At 60.2% G+C, this 23,525-nt stretch carries 23 protein-coding genes; 15 read left to right on the forward strand and 8 right to left on the reverse strand.

The genetic code is table 11. The features are described from left to right. Window positions 1–130: 130 nt before the first annotated feature. From L2I46_RS04785 to L2I46_RS04820, 8 genes are all read left to right on the forward strand, one after another. Entirely contained in the window at window positions 131–709 is a 579-nt protein-coding gene (locus L2I46_RS04785; RefSeq protein ID WP_002916486.1) for a YecA/YgfB family protein, read from the forward strand. Between the two features lie 23 nt (window positions 710–732). Beyond that, complete coding sequence (gene pepP / locus L2I46_RS04790) at window positions 733–2,049, forward strand: Xaa-Pro aminopeptidase (RefSeq protein ID WP_004205299.1); 1,317 nt, start codon at window positions 733–735, stop codon at window positions 2,047–2,049. Then, window positions 2,046–3,224 (forward strand): 2-octaprenyl-6-methoxyphenyl hydroxylase, encoded by a 1,179-nt coding sequence (gene ubiH, locus L2I46_RS04795; protein WP_023290982.1) that lies wholly within the window; start codon window positions 2,046–2,048, stop codon window positions 3,222–3,224. Before pepP ends, ubiH begins: the two co-directional genes overlap by 4 nt. A gap of 10 nt (window positions 3,225–3,234) precedes the next feature. Further along, a complete protein-coding gene (gene ubiI / locus L2I46_RS04800; RefSeq protein ID WP_032454040.1) occupies window positions 3,235–4,437 on the forward strand; it encodes an FAD-dependent 2-octaprenylphenol hydroxylase in 1,203 nt (400 codons plus the stop codon). A gap of 422 nt (window positions 4,438–4,859) precedes the next feature. Then, a complete protein-coding gene (gene gcvT / locus L2I46_RS04805; RefSeq protein ID WP_032454039.1) occupies window positions 4,860–5,954 on the forward strand; it encodes a glycine cleavage system aminomethyltransferase GcvT in 1,095 nt (364 codons plus the stop codon). Window positions 5,955–5,978: 24 nt separating this feature from the next. Beyond that, window positions 5,979–6,368: a glycine cleavage system protein GcvH gene (gene gcvH / locus L2I46_RS04810; protein WP_023290979.1), complete on the forward strand. Its 390-nt coding sequence runs from the start codon at window positions 5,979–5,981 to the stop codon at window positions 6,366–6,368. A 145-nt stretch (window positions 6,369–6,513) separates the two neighbouring features. After that, a complete protein-coding gene (gene gcvP, locus L2I46_RS04815) occupies window positions 6,514–9,387 on the forward strand; it encodes an aminomethyl-transferring glycine dehydrogenase (RefSeq protein ID WP_023290978.1) in 2,874 nt (957 codons plus the stop codon). 61 nt (window positions 9,388–9,448) lie between these two features. Next, window positions 9,449–10,192 carry an SDR family oxidoreductase gene (locus L2I46_RS04820; protein ID WP_023290977.1) on the forward strand — a complete coding sequence of 248 codons (744 nt, stop codon included), beginning with the start codon at window positions 9,449–9,451 and terminating at the stop codon, window positions 10,190–10,192. 116 nt (window positions 10,193–10,308) lie between these two features. On the opposite strand, the gene L2I46_RS04825 is transcribed toward L2I46_RS04820, so the two are convergent. From L2I46_RS04825 to L2I46_RS04850, 6 genes are all read right to left on the reverse strand, one after another. Continuing rightward, window positions 10,309–10,812: a protein disulfide oxidoreductase gene (locus L2I46_RS04825; RefSeq protein ID WP_032454037.1), complete on the reverse strand. Its 504-nt coding sequence runs from the start codon at window positions 10,810–10,812 to the stop codon at window positions 10,309–10,311. After that, entirely contained in the window at window positions 10,802–11,413 is a 612-nt protein-coding gene (locus L2I46_RS04830) for a DsbA family protein (RefSeq protein WP_023290975.1), read from the reverse strand. The genes L2I46_RS04825 and L2I46_RS04830 overlap by 11 nt, the downstream gene beginning before the upstream one ends. Window position 11,414: 1 nt before the next feature. Further along, the gene (locus L2I46_RS04835; RefSeq protein ID WP_236947581.1) at window positions 11,415–13,424 is read right to left on the reverse strand and encodes a protein-disulfide reductase DsbD family protein; all 2,010 of its coding nucleotides are present in this window, start codon (window positions 13,422–13,424) and stop codon (window positions 11,415–11,417) included. A gap of 49 nt (window positions 13,425–13,473) precedes the next feature. Beyond that, window positions 13,474–13,833 (reverse strand): hypothetical protein, encoded by a 360-nt coding sequence (locus L2I46_RS04840; protein WP_023290973.1) that lies wholly within the window; start codon window positions 13,831–13,833, stop codon window positions 13,474–13,476. Between the two features lie 124 nt (window positions 13,834–13,957). Further along, window positions 13,958–15,391 carry a 6-phospho-beta-glucosidase BglA gene (gene bglA, locus L2I46_RS04845; protein WP_023290972.1) on the reverse strand — a complete coding sequence of 478 codons (1,434 nt, stop codon included), beginning with the start codon at window positions 15,389–15,391 and terminating at the stop codon, window positions 13,958–13,960. A 118-nt stretch (window positions 15,392–15,509) separates the two neighbouring features. Next, window positions 15,510–16,238, reverse strand: a complete 729-nt coding sequence (locus tag L2I46_RS04850; RefSeq protein WP_032454033.1) for a MurR/RpiR family transcriptional regulator — start codon at window positions 16,236–16,238, stop codon at window positions 15,510–15,512. A 50-nt stretch (window positions 16,239–16,288) separates the two neighbouring features. Between L2I46_RS04850 and yqfB the strand changes: the two genes are divergently transcribed. Then, the gene (gene yqfB, locus L2I46_RS04855; protein ID WP_087848598.1) at window positions 16,289–16,600 is read left to right on the forward strand and encodes a N(4)-acetylcytidine aminohydrolase; all 312 of its coding nucleotides are present in this window, start codon (window positions 16,289–16,291) and stop codon (window positions 16,598–16,600) included. A gap of 163 nt (window positions 16,601–16,763) precedes the next feature. After that, window positions 16,764–17,423 carry a PAQR family membrane homeostasis protein TrhA gene (gene trhA / locus L2I46_RS04860; protein ID WP_008806429.1) on the forward strand — a complete coding sequence of 220 codons (660 nt, stop codon included), beginning with the start codon at window positions 16,764–16,766 and terminating at the stop codon, window positions 17,421–17,423. Window positions 17,424–17,578: 155 nt separating this feature from the next. Here the strand turns inward: trhA and ygfZ are convergent, their stop codons facing one another. Further along, the gene (gene ygfZ / locus L2I46_RS04865) at window positions 17,579–18,562 is read right to left on the reverse strand and encodes a tRNA-modifying protein YgfZ (RefSeq protein WP_102003810.1); all 984 of its coding nucleotides are present in this window, start codon (window positions 18,560–18,562) and stop codon (window positions 17,579–17,581) included. A 245-nt stretch (window positions 18,563–18,807) separates the two neighbouring features. Here ygfZ and sdhE point away from each other — a divergent pair, with 245 nt between their 5' ends. Next, window positions 18,808–19,074 carry an FAD assembly factor SdhE gene (gene sdhE / locus L2I46_RS04870; protein WP_002916312.1) on the forward strand — a complete coding sequence of 89 codons (267 nt, stop codon included), beginning with the start codon at window positions 18,808–18,810 and terminating at the stop codon, window positions 19,072–19,074. After that, entirely contained in the window at window positions 19,055–19,465 is a 411-nt protein-coding gene (locus L2I46_RS04875) for a protein YgfX (protein WP_236947582.1), read from the forward strand. Before sdhE ends, L2I46_RS04875 begins: the two co-directional genes overlap by 20 nt. 6 nt (window positions 19,466–19,471) lie before the next feature. Here the strand turns inward: L2I46_RS04875 and fldB are convergent, their stop codons facing one another. Then, window positions 19,472–19,993, reverse strand: a complete 522-nt coding sequence (gene fldB / locus L2I46_RS04880) for a flavodoxin FldB (RefSeq protein WP_004205324.1) — start codon at window positions 19,991–19,993, stop codon at window positions 19,472–19,474. Between the two features lie 100 nt (window positions 19,994–20,093). Between fldB and xerD the strand changes: the two genes are divergently transcribed. Genes xerD through recJ form a run of 3 tightly spaced genes read left to right on the forward strand, consistent with a single transcriptional unit; the run spans window position 20,094 to window position 23,465 of the window. Further along, window positions 20,094–20,990, forward strand: a complete 897-nt coding sequence (gene xerD / locus L2I46_RS04885) for a site-specific tyrosine recombinase XerD (RefSeq protein ID WP_105490963.1) — start codon at window positions 20,094–20,096, stop codon at window positions 20,988–20,990. Between the two features lie 22 nt (window positions 20,991–21,012). Further along, a complete protein-coding gene (gene dsbC, locus L2I46_RS04890; protein ID WP_002916301.1) occupies window positions 21,013–21,726 on the forward strand; it encodes a bifunctional protein-disulfide isomerase/oxidoreductase DsbC in 714 nt (237 codons plus the stop codon). Window positions 21,727–21,731: 5 nt separating this feature from the next. After that, window positions 21,732–23,465: a single-stranded-DNA-specific exonuclease RecJ gene (gene recJ / locus L2I46_RS04895; RefSeq protein ID WP_032454029.1), complete on the forward strand. Its 1,734-nt coding sequence runs from the start codon at window positions 21,732–21,734 to the stop codon at window positions 23,463–23,465. Window positions 23,466–23,525: the final 60 nt, after the last annotated feature.

The raw sequence follows: 23,525 nt of genomic DNA on the forward strand, positions 1-23,525 counted from the left end.
CCCTGACCCGGGTCTGCGAAGGGGCGACACTATAGCTACCCTGGTGCGAAGATACAAGCCCTATTCTGGTTCACCAGGGTCCAAAGTGGTAGCATACCATGAATATTCCTCCCAACGATGACGAATGCGCATGTCTATACAGAACGAAATGCCTGGTTACAACGATGTAGACCAGTTACTGAACCAACAAGGGGTAGGGCTTACCCCGGCCGAGATGCACGGTTTGATCAGCGGATTACTGTGCGGCGGCAACACGGACAGCAGCTGGCAGCCGCTGGTGCACGACCTGACCAACGAAGGTCTCGCCTTCGGCCATGAGCTGGCCCAGGCGCTGCGTAACATGCATTCCGCCATCAGCGACTCACTGGATGACGATGGCTTCCTCTTTCAACTGTATCTGCCGGAAGGCGATGCGGTGAGCGTCTTTGACCGCGCCGACGCCCTCGCCGGCTGGGTCAACCACTTCCTTCTCGGCCTTGGCGTTAGCCAGCCGAAGCTGGATAAAGTGAAAGACGAAACCGGGGAAGCGATTGACGATCTGCGTAATATTGCCCAACTGGGCTACGATGAAGACGAAGATCAGGAAGAGCTGGAGATGTCTCTGGAGGAGATTATCGAGTATGTCCGCGTTGCCGCACTGCTGTGCCACGACACCTTTGCGCGTCAGCAGCCAACCGCACCGGAAGTCCGCAAACCGACATTACACTAACTAAAATTCGTTCAGGGGGCGTCATGACTCAGCAGGAATTTCTCTCGCGTCGCCAGGCGCTGTTGGCGCAGATGCAGCCAGGCAGCGCGGCGCTGATTTTCGCCGCACCGGAAGCGGTGCGCAGTGCAGATTCGGAATATCCCTACCGGCAGAACAGCGATTTCTGGTACTTCACCGGCTTCAACGAACCGGAAGCGCTGCTGGTGTTGATTAAAAGCGATGAAACCCACAACCATAGCGTGCTGTTCAACCGGGTTCGCGATCTGACCGCTGAGATCTGGTTCGGTCGCCGTCTGGGCCAGGAGGCCGCGCCGGCGAAGCTGGGCGTTGACCGGGCGCTGGCGTTCAGCGAAATCAACCAGCAACTGTATCAGCTGCTCAACGGTCTGGACGCTATCTATTTTGCCCAGGGCGAATATGCCTATGCCGATGAGATTGTGTTCAACGCCCTCGAAAAACTCCGCAAAGGCTCGCGGCAGAACCTGCAGGCGCCGAACTCGGTGATCGACTGGCGGCCCATTGTGCATGAGATGCGCCTGTTCAAATCCGCGGAAGAGCTGGCCGTGATGCGCCGCGCCGGGGAGATCAGCGCCCTGGCCCATACCCGGGCGATGGAAAAATGCCGCCCTGGCATGTTCGAGTATCAGCTGGAGGGCGAAATTCTCCATGAATTCAATCGCCACGGCGCGCGCTTCCCCTCCTATAACACCATCGTTGGCGGCGGCGAAAACGGCTGCATTCTGCACTACACCGAAAACGAATCTGAACTGCGCGACGGCGATTTAGTGCTGATTGACGCCGGCTGCGAGTATCGCGGCTATGCCGGCGACATTACCCGCACCTTCCCGGTGAACGGCAAATTCAGCCAGCCGCAGCGCGAAATCTACGATATCGTGCTGGAATCGCTGGAGACCGCGCTGGAACTCTATCGCCCGGGCACCTCAATCTGCCAGGTGAACCAGGAAGTGGTGCGCATTATGATCACCGGCCTGGTGCGGCTGGGGATCCTCAAAGGCGAGGTTGACGAGCTGATCGCCAACAATGCCCACCGCCCGTACTTTATGCACGGTCTGAGCCACTGGCTGGGGCTGGATGTACACGATGTCGGTCACTACGACACCGACCGTTCTCGCGTCCTGGAGCCGGGGATGGTGCTGACCGTCGAACCGGGGCTGTATATCGCCGCCGACGCCGACGTGCCGGCGCAGTACCGCGGCATCGGCATCCGTATTGAAGATGACATCGTCATTACCGAAGACGGCAACGAAAATCTCACCGCCGGCGTGGTGAAGAAGGCGGATGAGATCGAAGCGCTGATGGCGGCGGCGCGCCAGTCATGAGCGTGCTGATCGTCGGCGGCGGAATGACCGGGGCGACGCTCGCCCTGGCCATCTCCCGTTTGACCGGCGGCGCGCTGCCGGTCCATCTGATTGAGGCGCAGGATCCCCAGTCGGCTCGCCATCCCGGCTTCGACGACCGGGCGATCGCCCTGGCCGCCGGCACCTGCCAGCAGCTGGCGCGCATCGGTGTCTGGCAACGTCTCGCCGAGCGGGCGACGGCTATCCAGCGGGTACACGTCAGCGACCGCGGCCATGCCGGTTTTGTGAATCTGGCGGCGGCGGATTATCGCCTGCCGGCGCTGGGTCAGGTGGTTGAACTCCACGATGTCGGCCAGCGACTGTTTAGCCTGCTGCGCGAGGCGCCGGGCGTGACGCTGCATTGCCCGGCGAAGGTGGCAGCGGTCAGCCGCAGCCAGGAGAGCGTCAGCCTTACCCTTGAGGGGGGCGAAACGATCAGCGGCAAGCTGCTGGTGGCGGCGGACGGTTCGCGTTCGTCGCTGGGCGCCCGCTGCGGCATCAGCTGGCAACAACAGCCCTATGAGCAACTGGCGATTATCGCCAACGTAAGCACCGCGCTGCCCCACGAAGGCCGCGCTTTCGAACGTTTTACCGAGCATGGCCCGCTGGCAATGCTGCCGATGTCGCAAGGGCGCTGCTCGCTGGTGTGGTGTCATCCGCAGTCGCGCCGCGACGAGGTGCTGAGCTGGTCTGACGAACGCTTTTGTCAGGAGCTGCAGCAGGCGTTCGGCTGGCGTTTGGGGCGCATTACCCACGCCGGGAAGCGCAGCGTCTATCCGTTGGCCCTCACCACCGCAAGCCGCGCGGTGTCGCACCGCCTGGCGCTGGTCGGTAACGCGGCGCAGACGCTGCACCCGATTGCCGGGCAGGGCTTTAATCTCGGCCTGCGCGATGTGATGAGTCTGGCGGAGCTGCTCGCTGACGCCCATCTCAGCGGCGAAGATGTCGGCCATTATCCGTTGCTGTGTCGCTATCAGGCGCGCAGAACAGGGGATAAAGCCGCCACCATCGGCGTGACCGATGGGCTGGTGCATCTGTTTGCCAACCGTTGGGCGCCGCTGGTGGCGGGGCGCAATGTCGGTCTGATGGCCATGGAATTATTTACCCCGGCGCGCGATGCGCTGGCGCAGCGTACCCTCGGTTGGGTTCCCCGTTAAGGAGTAGAACGTGCAAAGTGTTGATGTTGCCATTGTTGGCGGTGGAATGGTGGGGCTGGCGGTAGCCTGCGGTTTACAGGGCAGCGGCCTGCGCGTCGCGGTGCTGGAGAAAGCGGAGCCACAGCCGCTGGCTGCCGATGCGCCGCCGGCGCTGCGCGTGTCGGCAATAAACGCCGCCAGCGAAAAGCTGCTGACGAAGCTGGACGTCTGGCGCGAGATCGTTGCCCGACGCGCCAGCTGCTATCACGGAATGGAAGTGTGGGACAAAGACAGCTTCGGCCGCATTAGCTTTGATGACCAGAGCATGGGCTTCAGCCATCTGGGCCATATTATTGAAAACGCCGTGGTGCATTATGCGCTGTGGCAGAAGGCGCAGCGCTGCGCCGACGTCACCCTGCTGGCGCCTGCGCAACTGCAGCAGGTGGCGTGGGGCGAAAATGAGGCCTTTCTCAGCCTGCAGGACGGCAGCATGCTCACCGCGCGTCTGGTGATCGGCGCCGATGGGGCGAATTCATGGCTGCGCAATAAAGCCGATATTCCGCTGACCTTCTGGGATTACCATCATCACGCGCTGGTGGCGACTATCCGTACCGCTGAGCCGCATCAGGCGGTGGCGCGCCAGGTATTTCATGGCGACGGGATCCTCGCCTTCCTGCCGCTCTGCGATCCGCACCTGTGCTCGATCGTCTGGTCGCTGTCGCCGGCGGAGGCGCAGCGAATGCAGGAGGCTGATGAAGCCACCTTTAACCAGGCGTTAAATATCGCCTTCGATAATGGCCTTGGCCTCTGCCAGCTGGAAAGCGCACGTGAAGTCTTCCCGCTGACCGGCCGCTATGCCCGCCAGTTCGCCGCCCACCGCCTGGCGCTGGTCGGCGATGCCGCGCATACCATCCACCCGCTGGCCGGGCAGGGCGTCAACCTCGGCTTTATGGATGCGGCCGAGCTTATCGACGAACTGAAGCGTCTGCACGCCCAGGGCAAAGATATCGGCCAGCATCTTTATCTGCGCCGCTACGAGCGCAGCCGCAAGCACAGCGCCGCGCTGATGCTGGCGGGTATGCAGGGCTTCCGCGACATGTTTTCCGGTAGCCATCCGGCGAAGAAGTTCCTCCGCGACATGGGGCTGAAACTGGCCGATACGCTGCCGGGCGTGAAACCGCAGCTGATTCGCCAGGCGATGGGCCTCAACGATCTGCCTGCCTGGTTACGTTAACCGCGTCACACTTCTTTCACCCGGCCTGCGCGCCGGGTTTTCCCCCTCATTTGAAATATTCTAATTTCACCTCTTTTTTCGCATTAGTTTTATTAATGTGTCCTTTTTTTTGTTAAAGAAATTAGGGCTATAAAATCGCATAAAACACCATCATTACCTAATTCGAGCCGCGGTATTGTTAATTTTATGTGGCGTAAATCGCTTTTTTCCAGTCAATAACTCTGTAGGCTTTTCGGCGGATTTTAGTCATAAGCTAATGTGATGCCCTGAATGAGCTTATGGTTTAGCGCCGGGTTCGGTGGTAAGTTCAGGCAAAAGAGAACGTTTGCGTCGGTGTCCGTCAGCGATGCCGACGCCCCATTTCGTGGCGAAAAATCGCCGACAATCTCGTGGCTGGTTCCGTTTTATTCGATGAGGAAAAGATGGCTCAACAGACTCCGTTGTATGAACAACACACGCTGTGCGGCGCGCGCATGGTGGATTTCCATGGCTGGATGATGCCGCTGCATTACGGATCCCAGATTGATGAGCACCATGCGGTGCGCGGCGACGCAGGCATGTTCGATGTGTCGCATATGACCATCGTTGATTTCCACGGCAGCCGGACCAGAGAGTTCTTGCGCTATTTGCTGGCCAACGACGTGGCGAAGCTCACCACCCCGGGCAAAGCGCTCTACACCGGCATGCTGACCGCCTCCGCCGGCGTCATCGACGACCTGATTGTCTATTTCCTCTCTGAAGATTATTTCCGCCTCGTTGTTAACTCCGCCACCCGCGAAAAAGACCTCGCCTGGATTTCCGAACAAGCTGAACCTTACGGCCTTGAAATCATCGTTCGCGACGATCTGTCGCTGATCGCGGTTCAGGGTCCGCAGGCGAAAGCGAAGGCGGCGACGCTGTTCACCGACGCGCAGCGTCAGGCCGTGGAAGGTATGAAGCCGTTCTTCGGCGTGCAGGCCGGCGAGCTGTTTATCGCCACCACCGGCTATACCGGCGAAGCGGGTTATGAAATCGCCATGCCGAACGAGCAGGCGGCGGATTTCTGGCTCGGTCTGCTGGACGCTGGCGTTAAGCCGTGCGGTCTCGGCGCGCGCGATACCCTGCGCCTGGAGGCCGGGATGAACCTGTATGGCCAGGAGATGGACGAAGGCGTCTCTCCGCTGGCGGCGAATATGGGCTGGACTATTGCCTGGGAACCGGCGGATCGTAATTTTATCGGTCGCGAAGCGCTGGAAATGCAGCGTGAAAAGGGCACCGAACAGCTGGTTGGCCTGGTGATGACCGAGAAAGGCGTCCTGCGCGGCGGCCTGCCGGTACGTTTTACCGATAGCGACGGTACTCAAAAAGAAGGCATTATCACCAGCGGCACCTTCTCGCCGACCCTGGGCTACAGTATCGCGCTGGCTCGCGTGCCGGCCGGGATTGGCGACACCGCGGTGGTGCAAATTCGTAACCGTGAAATGCCGGTAAAAGTGACTAAACCTGGTTTTGTACGCAATGGCAAAGCCATTGTGTGATTTCCCTTTTTTGGAGATGAATTGATGAGCAACGTACCAGCAGAACTGAAATACAGCAAAGAACACGAGTGGCTGCGTAAAGAAGCGGACGGCACCTATACCGTCGGGATCACCGAGCATGCGCAGGAGCTGCTGGGCGATATGGTATTCGTTGATCTGCCGGAAGTGGGCGCCACCGTTGAAGCGGGCGCCGATTGCGCGGTTGCCGAATCCGTGAAGGCGGCTTCCGATATTTATGCCCCGATCAGCGGTGAAATCGTTGCCGTTAACGAAGAGCTGAACGACTCGCCGGAACTGGTCAACAGCGACCCGTACACCGACGGCTGGATCTTCAAAATCAAAGCCAGCGATGAAGCGCAGGTTGCCGCGCTGCTGGATGCGACCGCCTATGAAGCTCTGTTAGAAGACGAATAAATACGTTTCATCCTTCACGCTGCAGGGGCGTTGGCTTCCTGCCGCGCGAATGATTTTGCGTATTCCGGCCCGGTAAGCATCAGCGTTTGCCGGGCAAACCAGTCAGACAATCACGATTCACCGCACGTTTCAGGAACCATCGCTCATGACTCAGACTTTAAGTCAGCTTGAAAACCGCGACGCCTTTATCGAACGTCACATTGGCCCGGACGCTCAGCAGCAGCAAGAGATGCTGAAGACCGTCGGCGCGGATTCGCTTAACGCCCTGATCGGCCAGATTGTGCCGCAGGATATCCAGCTGGCGACCCCACCGCAGGTGGGCGACGCGACAACCGAATTCGCCGCGCTGGCAGAGCTGAAGGCGATCGCCGGTCGCAACAAGCGCTTCAAGTCTTACATCGGCATGGGCTACACCGCCGTGCAGCTGCCGCCGGTTATTCAGCGCAACATGCTGGAAAATCCGGGCTGGTATACCGCCTATACCCCTTACCAGCCGGAAGTCTCCCAGGGCCGTCTGGAATCGCTGCTCAACTTCCAGCAGGTTACGCTGGATCTCACCGGGCTGGATATCGCTTCCGCTTCGCTGCTCGATGAAGCGACCGCCGCCGCCGAAGCGATGGCGATGGCCAAACGCGTCAGCAAACTGAAAAACGCCAACCGTTTCTTCGTCGCCGCCGATGTCCATCCGCAAACCCTGGACGTGGTGCGCACTCGTGCGGAAACCTTCGGTTTCGACGTGATCGTCGATGACGCCGACAAAGTGCTCGATCACCAGGATGTCTTCGGCGTGCTGCTGCAGCAGGTGGGCACCACCGGCGAAATCCACGATTACAGCAAACTGATCGCCGAGCTGAAAGCGCGCAAAGTGATTGTCAGCGTCGCTGCCGACTTTATGGCGCTGGTGCTGCTGACGGCGCCGGGCAAGCAGGGCGCGGATATCGTCTTCGGCTCCGCCCAACGCTTCGGCGTGCCGATGGGCTATGGCGGCCCGCACGCGGCCTTCTTCGCGGCGAAAGATGAATTCAAACGCTCCATGCCGGGCCGGATTATCGGCGTATCGAAAGATGCGGCGGGGAATACCGCGCTGCGCATGGCGATGCAGACTCGCGAACAGCATATCCGCCGCGAGAAAGCGAACTCCAACATTTGTACCTCGCAGGTGCTGCTGGCCAACATCGCCAGCCTGTACGCGGTATTCCACGGCCCGGCGGGTCTAAAACGTATCGCAGGCCGCATTCATCGCCTGACCGACATTCTGGCCGATGGCCTGCAGAAGAAAGGGCTGAAGCTGCGTCATGCCCACTACTTCGACACCCTGTGCGTGGAAGTGGCGGATAAAGCCGCGGTGCTGGCGCGTGCCGAAGCCCTGCAGATTAACCTGCGCAGCGATATTCACGGCGCGGTGGGCATTACGCTCGATGAAGCGACCACCCGCGAAGACGTGCTCAACCTGTTCCGCGCCATCGTCGGCGACGATCATGGTCTGGACATCGATACCCTGGATAAAGACGTGGCGCTGGACAGCCGCTCCATCCCGGCGGCGATGCTGCGCGACGATGCGATCCTCACCCATCCGGTGTTCAACCGCTACCATAGCGAGACCGAGATGATGCGCTACATGCACGCCCTGGAGCGTAAAGATCTGGCGCTGAACCAGGCGATGATCCCGCTGGGCTCCTGCACCATGAAGCTGAACGCCGCGGCGGAGATGATCCCCATCACCTGGCCGGAGTTCGCTGAGCTGCACCCGTTCTGCCCGGTAGAGCAGGCGGAAGGGTATCATCAGATGATCGCTCAGCTCTCCGACTGGCTGGTGAAACTGACCGGCTATGACGCCGTCTGCATGCAGCCGAACTCCGGCGCACAGGGCGAATATGCTGGCCTGCTGGCGATTCGCCACTACCACGAGAGCCGCAACGAAGGCCATCGCGATATCTGCCTGATCCCAAGCTCCGCGCACGGCACCAACCCGGCTTCCGCGCAGATGGCGGGTATGCAGGTGGTGGTGGTCGCGTGCGACAAAAACGGCAACATCGATCTCGCCGACCTGCGTGAAAAAGCAGAGCAGGCGGGGGCGAATCTCTCCTGCATCATGGTCACCTATCCGTCGACCCACGGCGTATATGAAGAGACCATTCGCGAAGTGTGCGAGATCGTGCACCAGTTCGGCGGCCAGGTTTACCTTGACGGCGCCAACATGAACGCCCAGGTCGGGATCACCTCTCCGGGCTTTATCGGCGCTGACGTTTCGCACCTCAACCTGCATAAAACGTTCTGCATTCCGCACGGCGGCGGCGGCCCGGGTATGGGCCCAATCGGCGTGAAAGCGCACCTGGCGCCGTTCGTGCCGGGTCACAGCGTGGTGCAGATTGAAGGGATGCTGACCCGTCAGGGCGCGGTTTCCGCTGCGCCGTTCGGCAGCGCGTCCATCCTGCCGATCAGCTGGATGTATATCCGTATGATGGGCGCGGAAGGGCTGAAGCAGGCGAGCCAGAACGCGATCCTTAACGCCAACTATATCGCTACCCGTCTGAAAGACGCCTACCCGGTGCTCTACACCGGTCGCGATGGTCGCGTGGCGCACGAATGTATTCTCGATATTCGTCCGCTGAAAGAAGAGACCGGCATTAGCGAGCTGGATATCGCCAAGCGCCTGATCGACTTTGGCTTCCATGCGCCGACCATGTCCTTCCCGGTTGCCGGTACGCTGATGGTTGAGCCGACGGAATCGGAAAGCAAGGTGGAGCTGGACCGCTTTATCGACGCGATGCTGGCGATCCGCGCGGAGATCGACCGCGTCAAAGCCGGTGAATGGCCGCTGGAAGACAACCCGCTGGTGAACGCGCCGCATACCCAAGGTGAGATCGTTGGGGAATGGAACCATCCGTACAGCCGCGAGCTGGCGGTATTCCCGGCGGGTCTGCACAACAAATACTGGCCGACGGTGAAACGCCTGGACGACGTGTACGGCGACCGTAATCTGTTCTGCTCCTGCGTGCCGATGAGCGAATATCAGTAACATGCGGAATTAGCTATACTTTTAAAGGCGCTGCGGCGCCTTTACTTTTTGGGAGAGAAGCATGGGGATAGCACTGATTAGCGGCGCGAGCCGCGGAATAGGCCGGGCGACGGCGCTGCTGCTGGCGCAGGAAGGGTATACTGTCGCGGTCAATTATCATCACAATATTAACGCTGCCACCGAGGTGGTGAATACCATTGTTGCCGCCGGCGGCAAAGCCACGGCGCTGCGGGCGGATATCAGTGATGAAGCGCAGGTGATGGCGATGTTTGAGGCGATTGACCGCATGGGCGAGCCGCTGACGGCGCTGGTCAACAACGCCGGGATCCTCTTTACCCAGTGTACGGTGGAGAGCCTGAGCGCCGAGCGCATTAACCGTGTGCTGGCGACCAACGTGACCGGCTATTTCCTCTGCTGCCGCGAGGCGGTCAAGCGCATGGCGCATCAGCATGGCGGCAAGGGCGGGGCGATAGTTAACGTGTCGTCGGCGGCGTCGCGCCTTGGTTCGCCGGGAGAATATGTAGATTACGCCGCGTCGAAAGGGGCGGTGGATACCCTGACCACCGGGCTGGCGCTGGAGGTGGCGGCGCAGGGGATCCGGGTAAATGGCGTGCGCCCTGGGCTGATTTATACCGAGATGCACGCCTCCGGCGGCGAACCGGGGCGCGTGGATCGGGTGAAGCATTCGCTGCCGATGCGGCGCGGCGGTCAGCCGGAAGAGGTCGCTCAGGCCATTGCCTGGCTGCTGAGCGACAAAGCGTCTTATGTGACGGGCAGTTTCCTCGAACTGGCGGGCGGTAAATAACCCGCTGATGTCAATTGCCCGGCGGCGCTGCGTTTGCCGGGCATGGGGGTAAGGCGAACGGTAGGCCGGGTAAGGCGTAGCCGCCACCCGGCATAAAGCCCGGTAAAGTGGCTGGCCTACCAGGAGGCCAGCCACAGCCGTAGACGCATTCCCCAGCCGCTGGTCCAGCCGGTGGTGACCGACTTCACCTCGCCTCGATAAATCACCACCAGCGTTGGCGTCACCCGAATGTCCCACTGCCGCGCCAGCTGGCCGCTCGGGTCATTCACCGTCGGCAGCGCCAGTTTCTTTCTGGCAAGCCACGTCTCCAGCGCGGCGTTATCACCGGATCGCAGGGCCACGGTCAGCACATTGCCGCCATCGGCGGCAAGCGATGCCACCGACGGCGTGGTGTAGCGACAGACCCCGCACCAGGTGGCCCAGACGTACAGCAGCAGCGGCTTTTGCTGGCTCATGGCGTTCAGATCCACCGCCCTGCCGTCGAGGGTGTGCAGCGATGTGGCGCTGACGTTTTGCGGCAGCGCGGGCTGGCGAAAATAATCCACCGCCAGGCCTACCGCCGCGCCAATCAACAGCCACACCGCCAGCTCACGCAGCCAGCGCCGGAGCTTACTGGCCACGGGCTTTCGCCAGCTGCTCTTTCACCAGCCCCTCCAGTTCGTCAGCAGGGATCGCCCCGGCGACCATCTGATCGCCGATGATGGTCGCCGGCGTGCCCTGAATATTCAGCACCTGCGACAAAATCAGGTTCATCTTCAGCGAATCCATGGTCTTGTCATCAAGACTGACGCTGTCGGTGGCGGTTTTCTTCTGCGCCGCGGCGATGCTGGCGTCATCGTGATAGCCTTTTTTCGCCATCAGCCGCTGATGCAGCGCCCAGAACTTATCGGGCTGCTGGCGCCAGGTAGAGAGCGCCGCTTTGGCGGCATTGACCGAACTTTGCCCCTTGAACGGCAGCAGCTTCACGATCAGCTGGATGTCCGGGTTATCGTGGACGATTTTTTCCAGCATCGGATCAAACTGTTTACAGTAAGGACAGTTGTAATCGGTAAACGAGACGATCGTCAGCTTCGGCGCTTTGGCGCCGGTGCGCGGGCTGTTCGGATCGTTAAACAGCAGCTGCGCCAGCTGGTCATTACCGTTTGCTGGTGGTTCTTCCGCCGGGGCGGCGAAGCTGAAGGCGGATACGCACAGCAGCAATAAGGCGGTGATAGCTCTCATGTTAGTTTCCTTTGGCGGCGGACAGGGTGGCGAGGAGGTGGTCGCGATCTAACAGCGCAGGCAGGATCTCTCCCTGCGGCAATCCCGGTCCGTAAATCTGGTTAAACGGCACCGCGGCGCTGCCGCGGTCGGTTAAAAACTGACTAATCGTGGCGGAGGGGCGGCTCCAGTCGCCGCGCAGGGCGACCACGTCCGGCGCTAACAGCGCCTGCTGGACGTCATCGCGCAGCAGCACGTTGTATTTATTGGCTTTACAGGTCACGCACCAGTCGGCGGTGACATCAATAAACACCCGCTTATGTTCCGCCAGGGCGCTGGCGATAGCCTGCTCGCTGAGCGGCTGCCAGTTAACCCGGTCGCGGCGCGGGCCCTCGCCGTCAGGCCGGGAGACAAAGGCGACGGCGCCGGCCACCACGATGGCCAGAGCCCCTGCGCGCAGCGCGGTCCGCCAGCGGTAGCGCCAGGCGGTGGCCAGCAGCAGGGCTACGGTCAGTATCACCAGCAGGGTAAGCACCGGGGTACGGCCGATGTGGATCGTCAGCAGGCTGACCAGCCATAGCGCCGAGCCAAGCATCATCACCCCCAGCGCCACCCGCAGATGATTCATCCAGCGGCCTGGGCGCGGAAGGCGTTGCGCCAGCCCCGGCCAGGCGACGATCAGCAGCCACGGCAGGCTCATGCCGACCCCCATGGCGAAGAAAATCCCCCACAGCAGCGGCAGCGGCGCCACCAGCGCCACCGACACGGCGGTGCCGAGGAACGGCGCGGTGCAGGGCGTCGCCAGCAGAGTGGCGAAGGCGCCCTGCCAGAAATGGCCCATTAAGCCGTTGCCGCCTCGGGTGGCGAGGAAGGTGCTGGCGGTGGAGGAGAGGCGGATTTCGAACAGCCCCAGCAGACTGGCGCTGAACAGGACCATCACCAGCGCCATGGCGCCGATAAACCACGGGTTCTGGAACTGGATCCCCCAGCCGAGCGCCTGATTACCCAGGCGTAGCGCGGTCATCATCAGCGCCAGCGCCAGGAACGAGACGACGATCCCGCACGCCGAGGCGAGGAACTGTCGGCGCACCGCGCCGCGTTCGCGATGTTCGGTTTGCACCAGCGAGCCGAGCTTCATCGCCAGCACCGGCAGGACGCAGGGCATTACATTGAGGATAAGCCCCCCGGCCAGCGCCATCAGCAGCACCCAGCCTAACGCCGCTCCCGGCGCGGCGCTGCCTGCGCTGATAGCGAGCTGGCTTTCCTGCGCCTGGCCGCTATCCGCCAGCACCAGCGACAACGTTTTACCGCGTAGATCCGGCGCCGCTTCGCCCCAGCTATCGGTGATCGGCACGCTGGCGGTCAGCGTATCGCCGCGGGTGGTAAAGCTCGGCTTGCCGAAATCGACATCCTCCATGCCGTCGATAAACAGCGCTGGCTGCTGCCAGCCGGCATCACGGCGGGCGGTCACCGTCAGTTTGCCGCTGACGTAGCTGGCGCTCAGCTGCGAAGTCAGGCCATCGCGCAGCGGCAGCGTGCCCATCGCACGGGTGTAATCGTAGGCAAAACCCTCCCCTGGCGGGGCCGTCATATCCAGCGAAAAGGGATAATCAGTGAGAATGCAGACATTGCTGCAGGTGGATAATGTCAGTACGCCGCTGAGCGTCGGCGGTATCTTCCCGCGCAGGGTCATCGGGAAGCTGACGTCGCCGTGATACCCCTGAGTGGAAATGCCCGCAACGTCGAAACGCTGCGGCGTCGGCCAGCGCCAGTCAACCGCCAGCGGCGTGCCCCAGGCGATAGCCGGCGCGATGCCGCCTTCCCCTGGCGAGCGCCAGTAGGTTTTCCAGCCTTTTTCCAGCGCCACGTCTAAAAGCAGGCGGGTATCGCCATTGCTCTCGGTTTGCGCCCGCAGGCGCACGCTGGCGTGTTGATTATCGGCGGCGCGTAGCCAGCCGCTGTCGGCGGCCTGGCTGACGGGCAGCCATAGCCAAAGCAGGCAGACCAGTAGTCGCCTGAATAACATAGACATAAATTTGCTCCATAAATGATGAATTAACCTGAACTGTCAGGAAAATCACTCACTCACGGAAGACGCATAATCGCAGATGCACCCGCAATCGGGGCGGGGAGATAACGCGGGGAGGCCACTGGCGTTCGATACGCGGCGGGATCGCCGCCAGCACCGCCAGCAGCAGGGTGATAGCCAACAGCGCCCCTTCGAACAGCATCGGCGGGACGGCCATCAGCGACTTGGCGCTGAGCTCGCACGGCGTGACCGGCGCGTCGGCCTTATCCTGGGTTTGCTGTAGCGACGGGCTGTCGGCAGCGAGGTTCATGACCAGCGCGTGCATCCCGGCCATTCGCTGGGCGGTGCAGACCAGCACCACCAGACAGGCCAGGAGGACAAAAAGAATGGCTTTGCGTTGTCGCTTAATCATGAGCGCCTCAAATATTCACGAGGCCTATCTTATCGGGCGAACGCGTTTTGGCAATGGTAAAGCTGTAAAGAAGTGTCTGGCGGATAAGCGATTTGCCCTCCCCCGGCCGGGAGAGGGCAGTCAATTACAGATTCTCACCGTTGCTGGCGATGACCTCTTTGTACCAGTTGAAGCTCTTCTTGCGCGAGCGGGACATATCGCCGGTGCCGTCGTCGTGTTTGTTGACGTAGATGAAGCCGTAGCGTTTGCTGTACTGGCCGGTGGTGAAGGAGACGCAGTCGATGCAGCCCCACGGGGTATAGCCCATCAGATCGACGCCGTCGTAGGTGACGGCTTTCATCATCTCTTCGACGTGGGCGCGCAGGTAGTCAATGCGGTAGTCATCGTTGATGCTGCCGTCGGCTTCGACTTTGTCGTAGGCGCCAAAGCCGTTCTCGACGATAAACAGCGGCTTCTGGTAGCGCTCATACAATTCACACAGGGAATAGCGTAGACCGACCGGGTCAATCTGCCAGCCCCAGTCGGAGGCTTTGACGTGCGGATTCGGCACGCTGCCTTCGAAGCCGGAAATGGCGTCGCCGGTGCCGCCTTCGGCTTTCACCGCGTTGGTCATGTAGTAGCTAAAGCCAAGATAAGCGCAGGTGCCTTCGCGCAGGATCTGCGCGTCGCCATCTTCCATCTTGATGTTGAAGCCGCGGCGCTCCCACTCATTCAGCACATAGCTCGGATAGTAACCGCGGAGCTGAACGTCGGTAAAGACGTAGCGCTCGCGCATCGACTCCTGAGCAAACATCACATCTTCCGGTTTGCAGGAGTAAGGGTAGAGGGCGACCATCGCCAGCATGCAGCCGACCTGCATGTCCGGGTTAATACCACGCGCCGCTTTCACCGCCAGCGCGCTGGCGACGAACTGATGGTGCAGCACCTGGTACATGGTCTCTTCCGGGTTGTCATGCTCGGTATAAACCACCCCGGAGCAGCAGTAGCCGAACAGCGGCGCGCGCCAGTTACGCTGGTTATTGATCTCGTTGAAGGTCATCCAGTATTTCACTTTGTGCTTATAGCGCTCGAAGACCACTTCGGCGAAGCGCACAAAGAAATCGACCACTTTACGGTTGGTCCAGCCGCCGTACTGCTGCACCAGGTGCAGGGGCATCTCGAAGTGGGAGAGGGTGATCACCGGCTCGATGTTGTACTTCAGCAGCTCGTCGAACATGTCGTCGTAGAACTTCAGCCCCTCCTCATTCGGCTGGGTCTCGTCGCCCTGCGGGAAGATGCGGGTCCAGGCGATAGAGGTACGGAAGCATTTGAAGCCCATCTCGGCGAACAGTTTGATGTCTTCTTTGTAGCGGCCGTAGAAATCCACCGCTTCGTGGTTGGGGTAATATTTGCCGGCTTCAACCTGGTGGGTGATTTCACGCGGCACGCCGTGCGCCCCGCCGGTCAGTACGTCGCAGATGCTCGGGCCTTTGCCGCCCTGATCCCAGCCGCCTTCAACCTGATGCGCGGCAACCGCGCCGCCCCATAAAAAATCTTTCGGAAGGGTTAATTTTTTCATCCTGGCTAATCTCTCTAATAACTATTGCTCTCGAGTCTAGCAAAGTGAAATTGAATGTCACGATATAACAAATTACGCCAAACGTAATATGTTACATCGAAAAAACAGGCTGTTATTTTTAGCTGATTTTGCGCGCTAATTTACGTCCGAGCGTTTCGAGAATATAGATAACTGGAATTTGCGTCGTAATATCGTAGACACCGCCAATGCGCGTCTGCGGCACGTGCCAGGAGAGATTGAAATCGGCCAGTTTGGCCAGCCGCGAGTGTTCGTGACTGGTAATGGACATCACCTTGCAGCGGTGCAGGCTGAATTGGCTGGCGAAGCGCAGGATCTCTTCCGTCTCGCCGGAGACGGAAAGCACGATCGCCAGCGCGTTACGGGCCATATCGTTAGTCACCGGAAAATAGGGGTCATCAATATGATTACTAAATTTCCCGACGTTGGAGAAGAAGCGGGCGCCATATTTCGCCAGCGCGCCCGAGGTGCCTGCGCCGACGAAAATAATACGTTCGGAGGCGAGAATAATATCGACGGCCTGCTCGAGTAATTCATCGAACTCGTCATTATTAACGCTTTTAAAAAAGCTCATGATTTCGCTGGCGCCGATATTTGCCTGTTGAGGCTCGTTCTGCTCAAGATATAATTTAAAGCGCACGCGAAATTCAGAGTAGCCCTCGCACTGCAGTTTGCGGCAGAAGCGCAACACGGTGGTGGTGGAGACGCCGGCGGCTTCGGCCAGTTCGCGGATGGTCATGTACATCACTTTGTCACGATTCTTAATGACGTAGTGGTAGACCATCATCTCAAGATTATTGAGACTGGCGACAGCGGCGTGGGAGAACATACTCACAGTGGCGAACTCACAATTCATAATGACCAGGACGGAATTATATCATGCAGGCTAATGACATTACCTTTTTTCAGCGCTTTCAGGAGGACATCCTCGCCGGGCGCAAAACGATCACCATTCGCGATGCGGCGGAGTCGCACTTTAAGCCCGGCGATGTGCTGCGCGTCGGGCGCTATGAAGACAACGGCTATTTTTGCACCATCGCCGTGACCGCGACCTCGACGGTGACTCTCGACACGCTGACCGACCAGCATGCTCAACAGGAGAATATGACCCTCGGGCAGCTGCGTCAGGTCATCAGCGACATCTATCCTGGCGAGAACCAGTTTTATGTCATTGAATTCAAAACACTTTAAGATAATCATGAACAGCTGTGAGTTGAAATAAAAATGTAACTTTATGATTTTAATGTGTTTACAAATATACATCGTTTTATTTTAGCTAACAGGTGTTCACTGGAATCATTCTCAGTTACCCTAAGTGGGCAATGAAAGCGTTCTTGTTTTCACGGAGTCAAATATGGTGCGCAAACCATTAATCACTCAGGGATATTCTCTGGCAGAGGAAGTTGCCAACAGCATCAGTCACGGGATCGGGCTGGTGTTCGGTATCGTCGGCCTCGTGCTCTTGCTGGTGCAGGCGGTGGACACTAACGCCAGCGCGACGGCGATCACCAGCTACAGTCTGTACGGCGGCAGCATGATTATGCTGTTTCTCGCCTCCACGCTCTATCACGCGATCCCGCATCAGCGGGCGAAACAGTGGCTGAAAAAGTTCGACCACTGCGCCATCTACTTGTTAATCGCCGGGACCTATACGCCGTTTTTGCTGGTAGGGCTGAACTCGCCGCTGGCGAAGGGGCTGATGATCGTCATCTGGAGTCTGGCGCTGCTGGGGATCCTGTTTAAGCTGACCATCGCGCACCGCTTTAAAATCCTGTCGCTGGTGACCTATCTGACCATGGGCTGGCTGTCGCTTATCGTGGTCTATCAGCTGGCGGTAAAGCTGGCGGTGGGCGGTGTGACGCTGCTGGCGGTCGGCGGGGTGGTGTACTCGCTCGGGGTCATCTTCTACGTCTGCAAACGCATTCCCTATAACCACGCTATCTGGCATGGCTTCGTGCTCGGCGGCAGCGTGTGTCACTTCCTGGCGATCTATCTGTACGTCGGCCAGTCCTGATAAACATCCCACGGTGGCGCTGCGCTTACCGTGGCTACGGTTATCTGCGGCCTGGAAATCCCACGGTGGCGCTACGCTTACCGTGGCTACGGTATTTGCAGTCAAGTAGCCCGGCTAAGGCGCGAGCGCCGCAAGCCGGGAGTCATAACGCTTTATTACGCGTCTTCCAACGAATAGGGCAGCGGTTCAAGGCGCAGGCTGCCGGCATCGTCGCGCACGCGGAACACGCTGTCCGGCTCCATATCGTTATTCATCACCACCTGCACCAGCAGCTGGCCATCATCCAGCTGAACCGCCGCAAGCACCGTACCGGTGCGGCGCCAGTTTTCGCCCATCTTCAGCTCCAGATCTTCTCCGGCCTCCGGCACCCGGCTGGCGGTACCTGACAGCGTCCACAGCGCGCGCTTATTGGCGCCGCGGAATTTCGCCCTGGCGACCATTTCCTGGCCGGTATAGCACCCTTTTTTGAAGCTGATACCGCCCAGCGCCTGCAGGTTGGTGGCCTGCGGAATGAACTGCCCGCTGTTGGCGCTGTCGATAACCGGCAGACCGGCTTCAATATTCAGCGCCAGCCACTGCTGGCTGTTGTTGAGCTGCGCTTCGCCGCGCAGCGCGTCGGTGACGCGATTGGCGGTGTCGACATCGGTCACCAGCAGGAAGCGTTCGCCCGGGTGTTCAAACCACAGCAGGCTGGTGGCGCCTTCGCTAATCACCGGCGTCGCGGCGTCGGGCAGGGCGGCGAACAGCGGCGCCAGCGCGGCGCGCGCCTGGAAGCCGGCCACCCCCAGCAGAACCAGATCGTCGTTGGCGGCGATGGTGACTTTGGAGAAGACGGCATATTTTTTCAGCTCGGTCAGCTGCGCGTCGCGCAGGCTGCGGCGCTCAATCCACGCGAAGCCGCCGTCGCGGCGGAATACGCGCAGGTTGCTCCACATCTTGCCTTTGGCGTCACAGTGGGCGGCAAGCAGATGCTGGGCATCGGTGAGACTGCTCACATCGGCGGTAATCTGCCCCTGCAGATATTTTTCGCTGTCCGGTCCGCTAATTGTCGCCAGCGCCCAGTCATCCAGGGTCATCAGCGTTAACGGCAGACGAGCGGAAGAGGAAGGCTGACGCGGAGGAAAAGGTGTAAAAGCCATAGTCATATCCTGAATCGCTTAACGCAGTGTGTGTGACCAATGGTAAAAGAGCTATAGTGCATTGCAAGCGCTTTCAACAGGCCATTTGTGCGCTGACGTTTGGCGACGGCCTGACGCGGGAAAACAATAAGCCCATCATTATTTTATGGTTTTTATGGAAGGATGCTCGCATTCAGCGATATTCCTGTAAAGTTACGGCAGAAAACGGGTTAAACTAACCTATATTTTGCTGCTGGAAGGTCAACATGGACATTAACAATAAAGCACGTATCCACTGGGCATGCCGCCGCGGGATGCGCGAACTCGACATCTCCATCATGCCGTTCTTTGAGTATGAGTACGATACCCTCAGCGACGCTGACAAACAGCTGTTCATTCGCCTGCTGGAAAATGACGATCCGGATCTGTTCAACTGGCTGATGAACCACGGCAAACCGGCCGATGCGGAGCTGCAGCGGATGGTAACCTTAATTCAAACACGGAATCGGGAACGTGGTCCTGTGGCAATCTGATCTCCGTATCTCCTGGCGCGCGCAGTGGTTTTCCCTGCTGCTCCACGGCGTTGTGGCGGCGCTGGTGCTGCTGGTTCCCTGGCCGTTAAGCTACACCCCGATCTGGCTGCTGCTGCTGTCGCTGGTGGTCTTTGACTGTGTGCGCAGCCAGCGACGGATCCATGCCCGTCGCGGGGAGATAAAACTGCTCACCGATTCCCGGCTGCGCTGGCAAAACGCCGAATGGGAGATCCTCGGGACGCCGTGGGTCATCAACAGCGGTATGCTGCTGCGTTTGCGCCATGTCGATACCCGACGCGGTCAGCATCTGTGGCTGGCGGCGGACAGCATGGATCCCAGAGAGTGGCGGGATCTGCGCCGGCTGGTGCTGCAAAAACCGGCGCAGGAGTAAGCGGCGTCAGGAGAAGTGTTCGGCCATTTCGCCGAGGATCTGCTCGCACCAGCTCTGGATGCGCTCGTCGCTCAGGTCGTACTGGTTGGTTTCATCCAGCGCCAGGCCAACGAACAGTTGGCCATCAGCGATCACCGGTTTCGGGCTGGTGAACTCATAGCCTTCGGTTGGCCAGTAGCCGACAAACTTCACGCCTTTGGTCGCCAGCTTGTCATGCAGCATGCCCAGCGCGTCAAGGAACCATTCGCCATAGCCCAGCTGATCGCCCATGCCGTACAGCGCGACGATTTTGCCCTCCAGGTCCAGGGTGTCCAGCTGGTCCCAAACCGCTTCCCAGTCTTCCTGAATTTCGCCGAAATCCCAGGTCGGGATGCCGAGGATCAGTACATCGTACTGGCTCATCAGGGCGGGGGAGTCATCTTTCAGATTGTGCAACGTCACCAGCTCAGGGCCGATGATATCGCGGATTTTCTCCGCGGCCATTTCGGTGTAGCAGGTACTGGAGCCGTAAAACAGACCTATATTCATCGCGTAAACATCTCGATTCTTGCTGTGAATGGCGGGCAGTGTACCAGAAAGGCGTCCTCTTAAGGCATAATGAGAGCGTTTAACGAACAAAGAGGCCGATGTGAAACAGGATCTGGCACTAATCGAACAGTTTCTCGATGCCCTTTGGCTGGAGCGCAATCTGGCGGAGAATACGCTCAGCGCCTACCGTCGCGATTTGACGATGCTGGTGGAGTGGCTGCACCATCGCGGCCTGTCGCTGGCAAGCGTCGGCAGCGACGACCTGCAGGCGCTGCTGGCCGAGCGGCAGTCCGGCGGCTATAAAGCCACCAGCACCGCGCGCCTGCTGAGCGCCGTGCGTCGTCTCTTCCAGCATCTGTACCGGGAAAAAATTCGCCCGGACGACCCCAGCGCGCTGCTGGCCTCGCCGAAGCTGCCGCAGCGGCTGCCGAAGGATCTCAGTGAGGCGCAGGTTGAGCGTCTGCTGCAGGCCCCGCTGGTGGAGCAGCCGCTGGAGTTGCGCGACAAAGCGATGCTGGAGGTGCTGTATGCCACCGGCCTGCGCGTCTCGGAGCTGGTGGGGCTGACGATGAGCGACATCAGCCTGCGACAGGGCGTGCTGCGGGTGGTGGGCAAAGGCAACAAAGAGCGGCTGGTGCCGCTGGGGGAAGAGGCGGTACTGTGGGTGGAAAATTACCTCGAGTATGGTCGCCCCTGGCTGCTGAACGGCGTGGCGTCGGATGTCTTATTTCCCAGCCAGCGCGCCCAGCAGATGACGCGTCAGACCTTCTGGCACCGGATTAAACACTATGCCGTGCTGGCGGGGATCGACAGCGAAAAGCTCTCCCCGCACGTGTTGCGCCATGCGTTCGCCACGCATTTGCTCAATCATGGCGCCGACCTGCGCGTGGTGCAGATGCTGTTAGGACACAGCGATCTCTCCACCACGCAGATCTACACCCACGTGGCGACCGAGCGTCTGCGACAACTTCATCAACAGCACCACCCGCGGGCGTGAGTGCTGAACAAAAGGACTGAGTATGAAAAAAGGTTTATTGATGTTCACCCTGCTGGCGGCTTCCCTTTCCGGGGCGGCGCATGCCGATAGCGCGGCAATTAAACAGTCGCTGGCGAAGCTGGGTGTGCAGAGCACCGATATTCAACCGTCGCCGGTTTCCGGGATGAGCACGGTGCTGACCGACAGCGGCGTACTGTATGTCACCGACGACGGCAAGCACATCATCCAGGGGCCGATGTACGACGTGAGCGGCGCGCAGCCGGTCAATGTCACTAACCAGCTGCTGCTGGGTAAACTGAACGCGCTGAGCAACGAAATGATTGTCTACAAAGCGCCGAAGGAGCAGCACGTCATTACCGTCTTCACCGACATCACCTGCGGTTATTGCCACAAGCTGCATGAGCAGATGAGCGACTACAACGCGCTGGGGATCACCGTGCGCTATCTCGCCTTCCCGCGCCAGGGACTGCAGAGCCAGGCGGAGCAGGACATGAAGGCCATCTGGTGCGCGAAAGATCGCAACAAAGCGCTGGATGACGCTATGAACGGCAAGGGCGTGCAGCCGGCGAGCTGCAGCGTGGATATCGCTAAACACTACACCCTTGGCGTGCAGATGGGCGTCAACGGTACCCCGGCGATGGTCCTCAGCAACGGCATGGTGCTGCCGGGCTATCAGGGGCCGAAAGAGCTGAAGGCGTTCCTCGACGAGCATAAAAAACAGACAAGCGGTAACTGATTCGCGTGAAACAACAGATACAACTACGCCGCCGCGAGGCGGTTGACGGCGTCGATTTACCCGCCGATCTGCCGCCGCTGCTGCAGCGGCTGTATGCCAGCCGCGGGGTGCGCAGCGCCCAGGAGCTGGAGCGCAGCGTCAAAGGCATGCTGCCGTGGACGCAGCTCACCGGCGTTGAAAAAGCGGTCGGGATGCTGCACGACGCTTTCCAGAAAGGGTTGCACATTGTCGTAGTCGGCGATTTTGACGCCGACGGCGCCACCAGCACCGCGCTCAGCGTGCTGGCCCTGCGCGCGCTGGGCTACGGCAACGTCTCCTACCTGGTGCCGAACCGTTTTGAAGACGGCTACGGCTTGAGCCCGGAAGTGGTCGATCAGGCCCACGCCCGCGGCGCGCAGATGATCATGACCGTCGACAACGGGATCTCGTCCCATGCCGGCGTCGATCATGCCCATGCGCTGGGGATCCCGGTGCTGGTAACCGATCACCACCTGCCGGGGGAGACGCTACCGGCGGCGGAGGCCATCGTTAACCCTAACCTGCGCGATTGCGACTTTCCGTCGAAATCGCTGGCCGGGGTCGGGGTGGCGTTCTATCTGATGCTGGCGCTGCGCACCTTTCTGCGTGATAACGGCTGGTTCGATGCCCGCGGCATCGCCGCGCCGAACCTTGCCGAGCTGCTGGATCTGGTGGCGCTTGGCACCGTTGCCGACGTCGTGCCGCTGGATGCTAACAATCGTATTCTCACCTGGCAGGGGTTAAGCCGCATTCGCGCCGGCAAATGTCGGCCCGGCATTAAGGCGCTGCTGGAGATTGCCAACCGCGATCCGCAAAAGCTGGCGGCCAGCGACCTCGGTTTTGCCCTCGGGCCGCGCCTGAACGCGGCGGGGCGGCTGGACGACATGTCGGTCGGCGTCGCGCTGCTGCTGTGCGATAACATTGGCGAAGCGCGCGTGTTAGCCAATGAGCTTGACGCGCTCAACCAGACGCGCAAAGAGATCGAGCAGGGGATGCAGGCGGAAGCGCTAACGCTCTGTCAGCAGCTGGAACGCAGTAGCGATACCCTGCCCGGCGGGCTGGCGATGTACCATCCGCAGTGGCACCAGGGGGTGGTCGGCATCCTCGCCTCGCGAATTAAGGAACGTTTCCACCGGCCGGTGATCGCCTTTGCGCCCACCGGCGACGGCACGCTGAAAGGCTCCGGCCGCTCCATACAGGGGCTGCATATGCGCGATGCGCTGGAGCGTCTCGATACGCTCTATCCGGGGCTGATCCTGAAGTTCGGCGGCCACGCGATGGCGGCAGGATTATCGCTGGAAGAGGCGCGCTTTGAGGAGTTTCAGCAGCGCTTTGGCGAGCTGGTGACCGAGTGGCTGGATCCCGCGCTGTTACAGGGCGAGGTCGTTTCCGACGGGCCGCTGGCGGCGGCTGAGATGAGCATGGAAGTAGCGCAGATGCTGCGCGACGCCGGGCCGTGGGGACAGATGTTCCCGGAACCGCTGTTTGACGGCCGTTTCCGCCTGCTGCAGCAGCGGCTGGTGGGCGAGCGTCACCTGAAGGTGATGGTCGAGCCGGTTGACGGCGGCCCGCTGCTGGACGGTATCGCCTTCAACGTGGATACTTCCATCTGGCCCGACAACGGCGTGCGTGAAGTCCAGTTAGCCTACAAGCTCGACATCAATGAGTTCCGCGGCAACCGCAGCCTGCAGCTGATCATCGATCACCTCTGGCCAAATTGACAACAGTGTATGAATAAGGGCGCGAATCCGGTAGAATTCCGCTCTTATCACCGCATTTTG

The organism is Klebsiella sp. 2019SCSN059 (assembly GCF_021739525.1).
In the GTDB taxonomy this organism is placed as follows: domain Bacteria; phylum Pseudomonadota; class Gammaproteobacteria; order Enterobacterales; family Enterobacteriaceae; genus Klebsiella; species Klebsiella quasipneumoniae.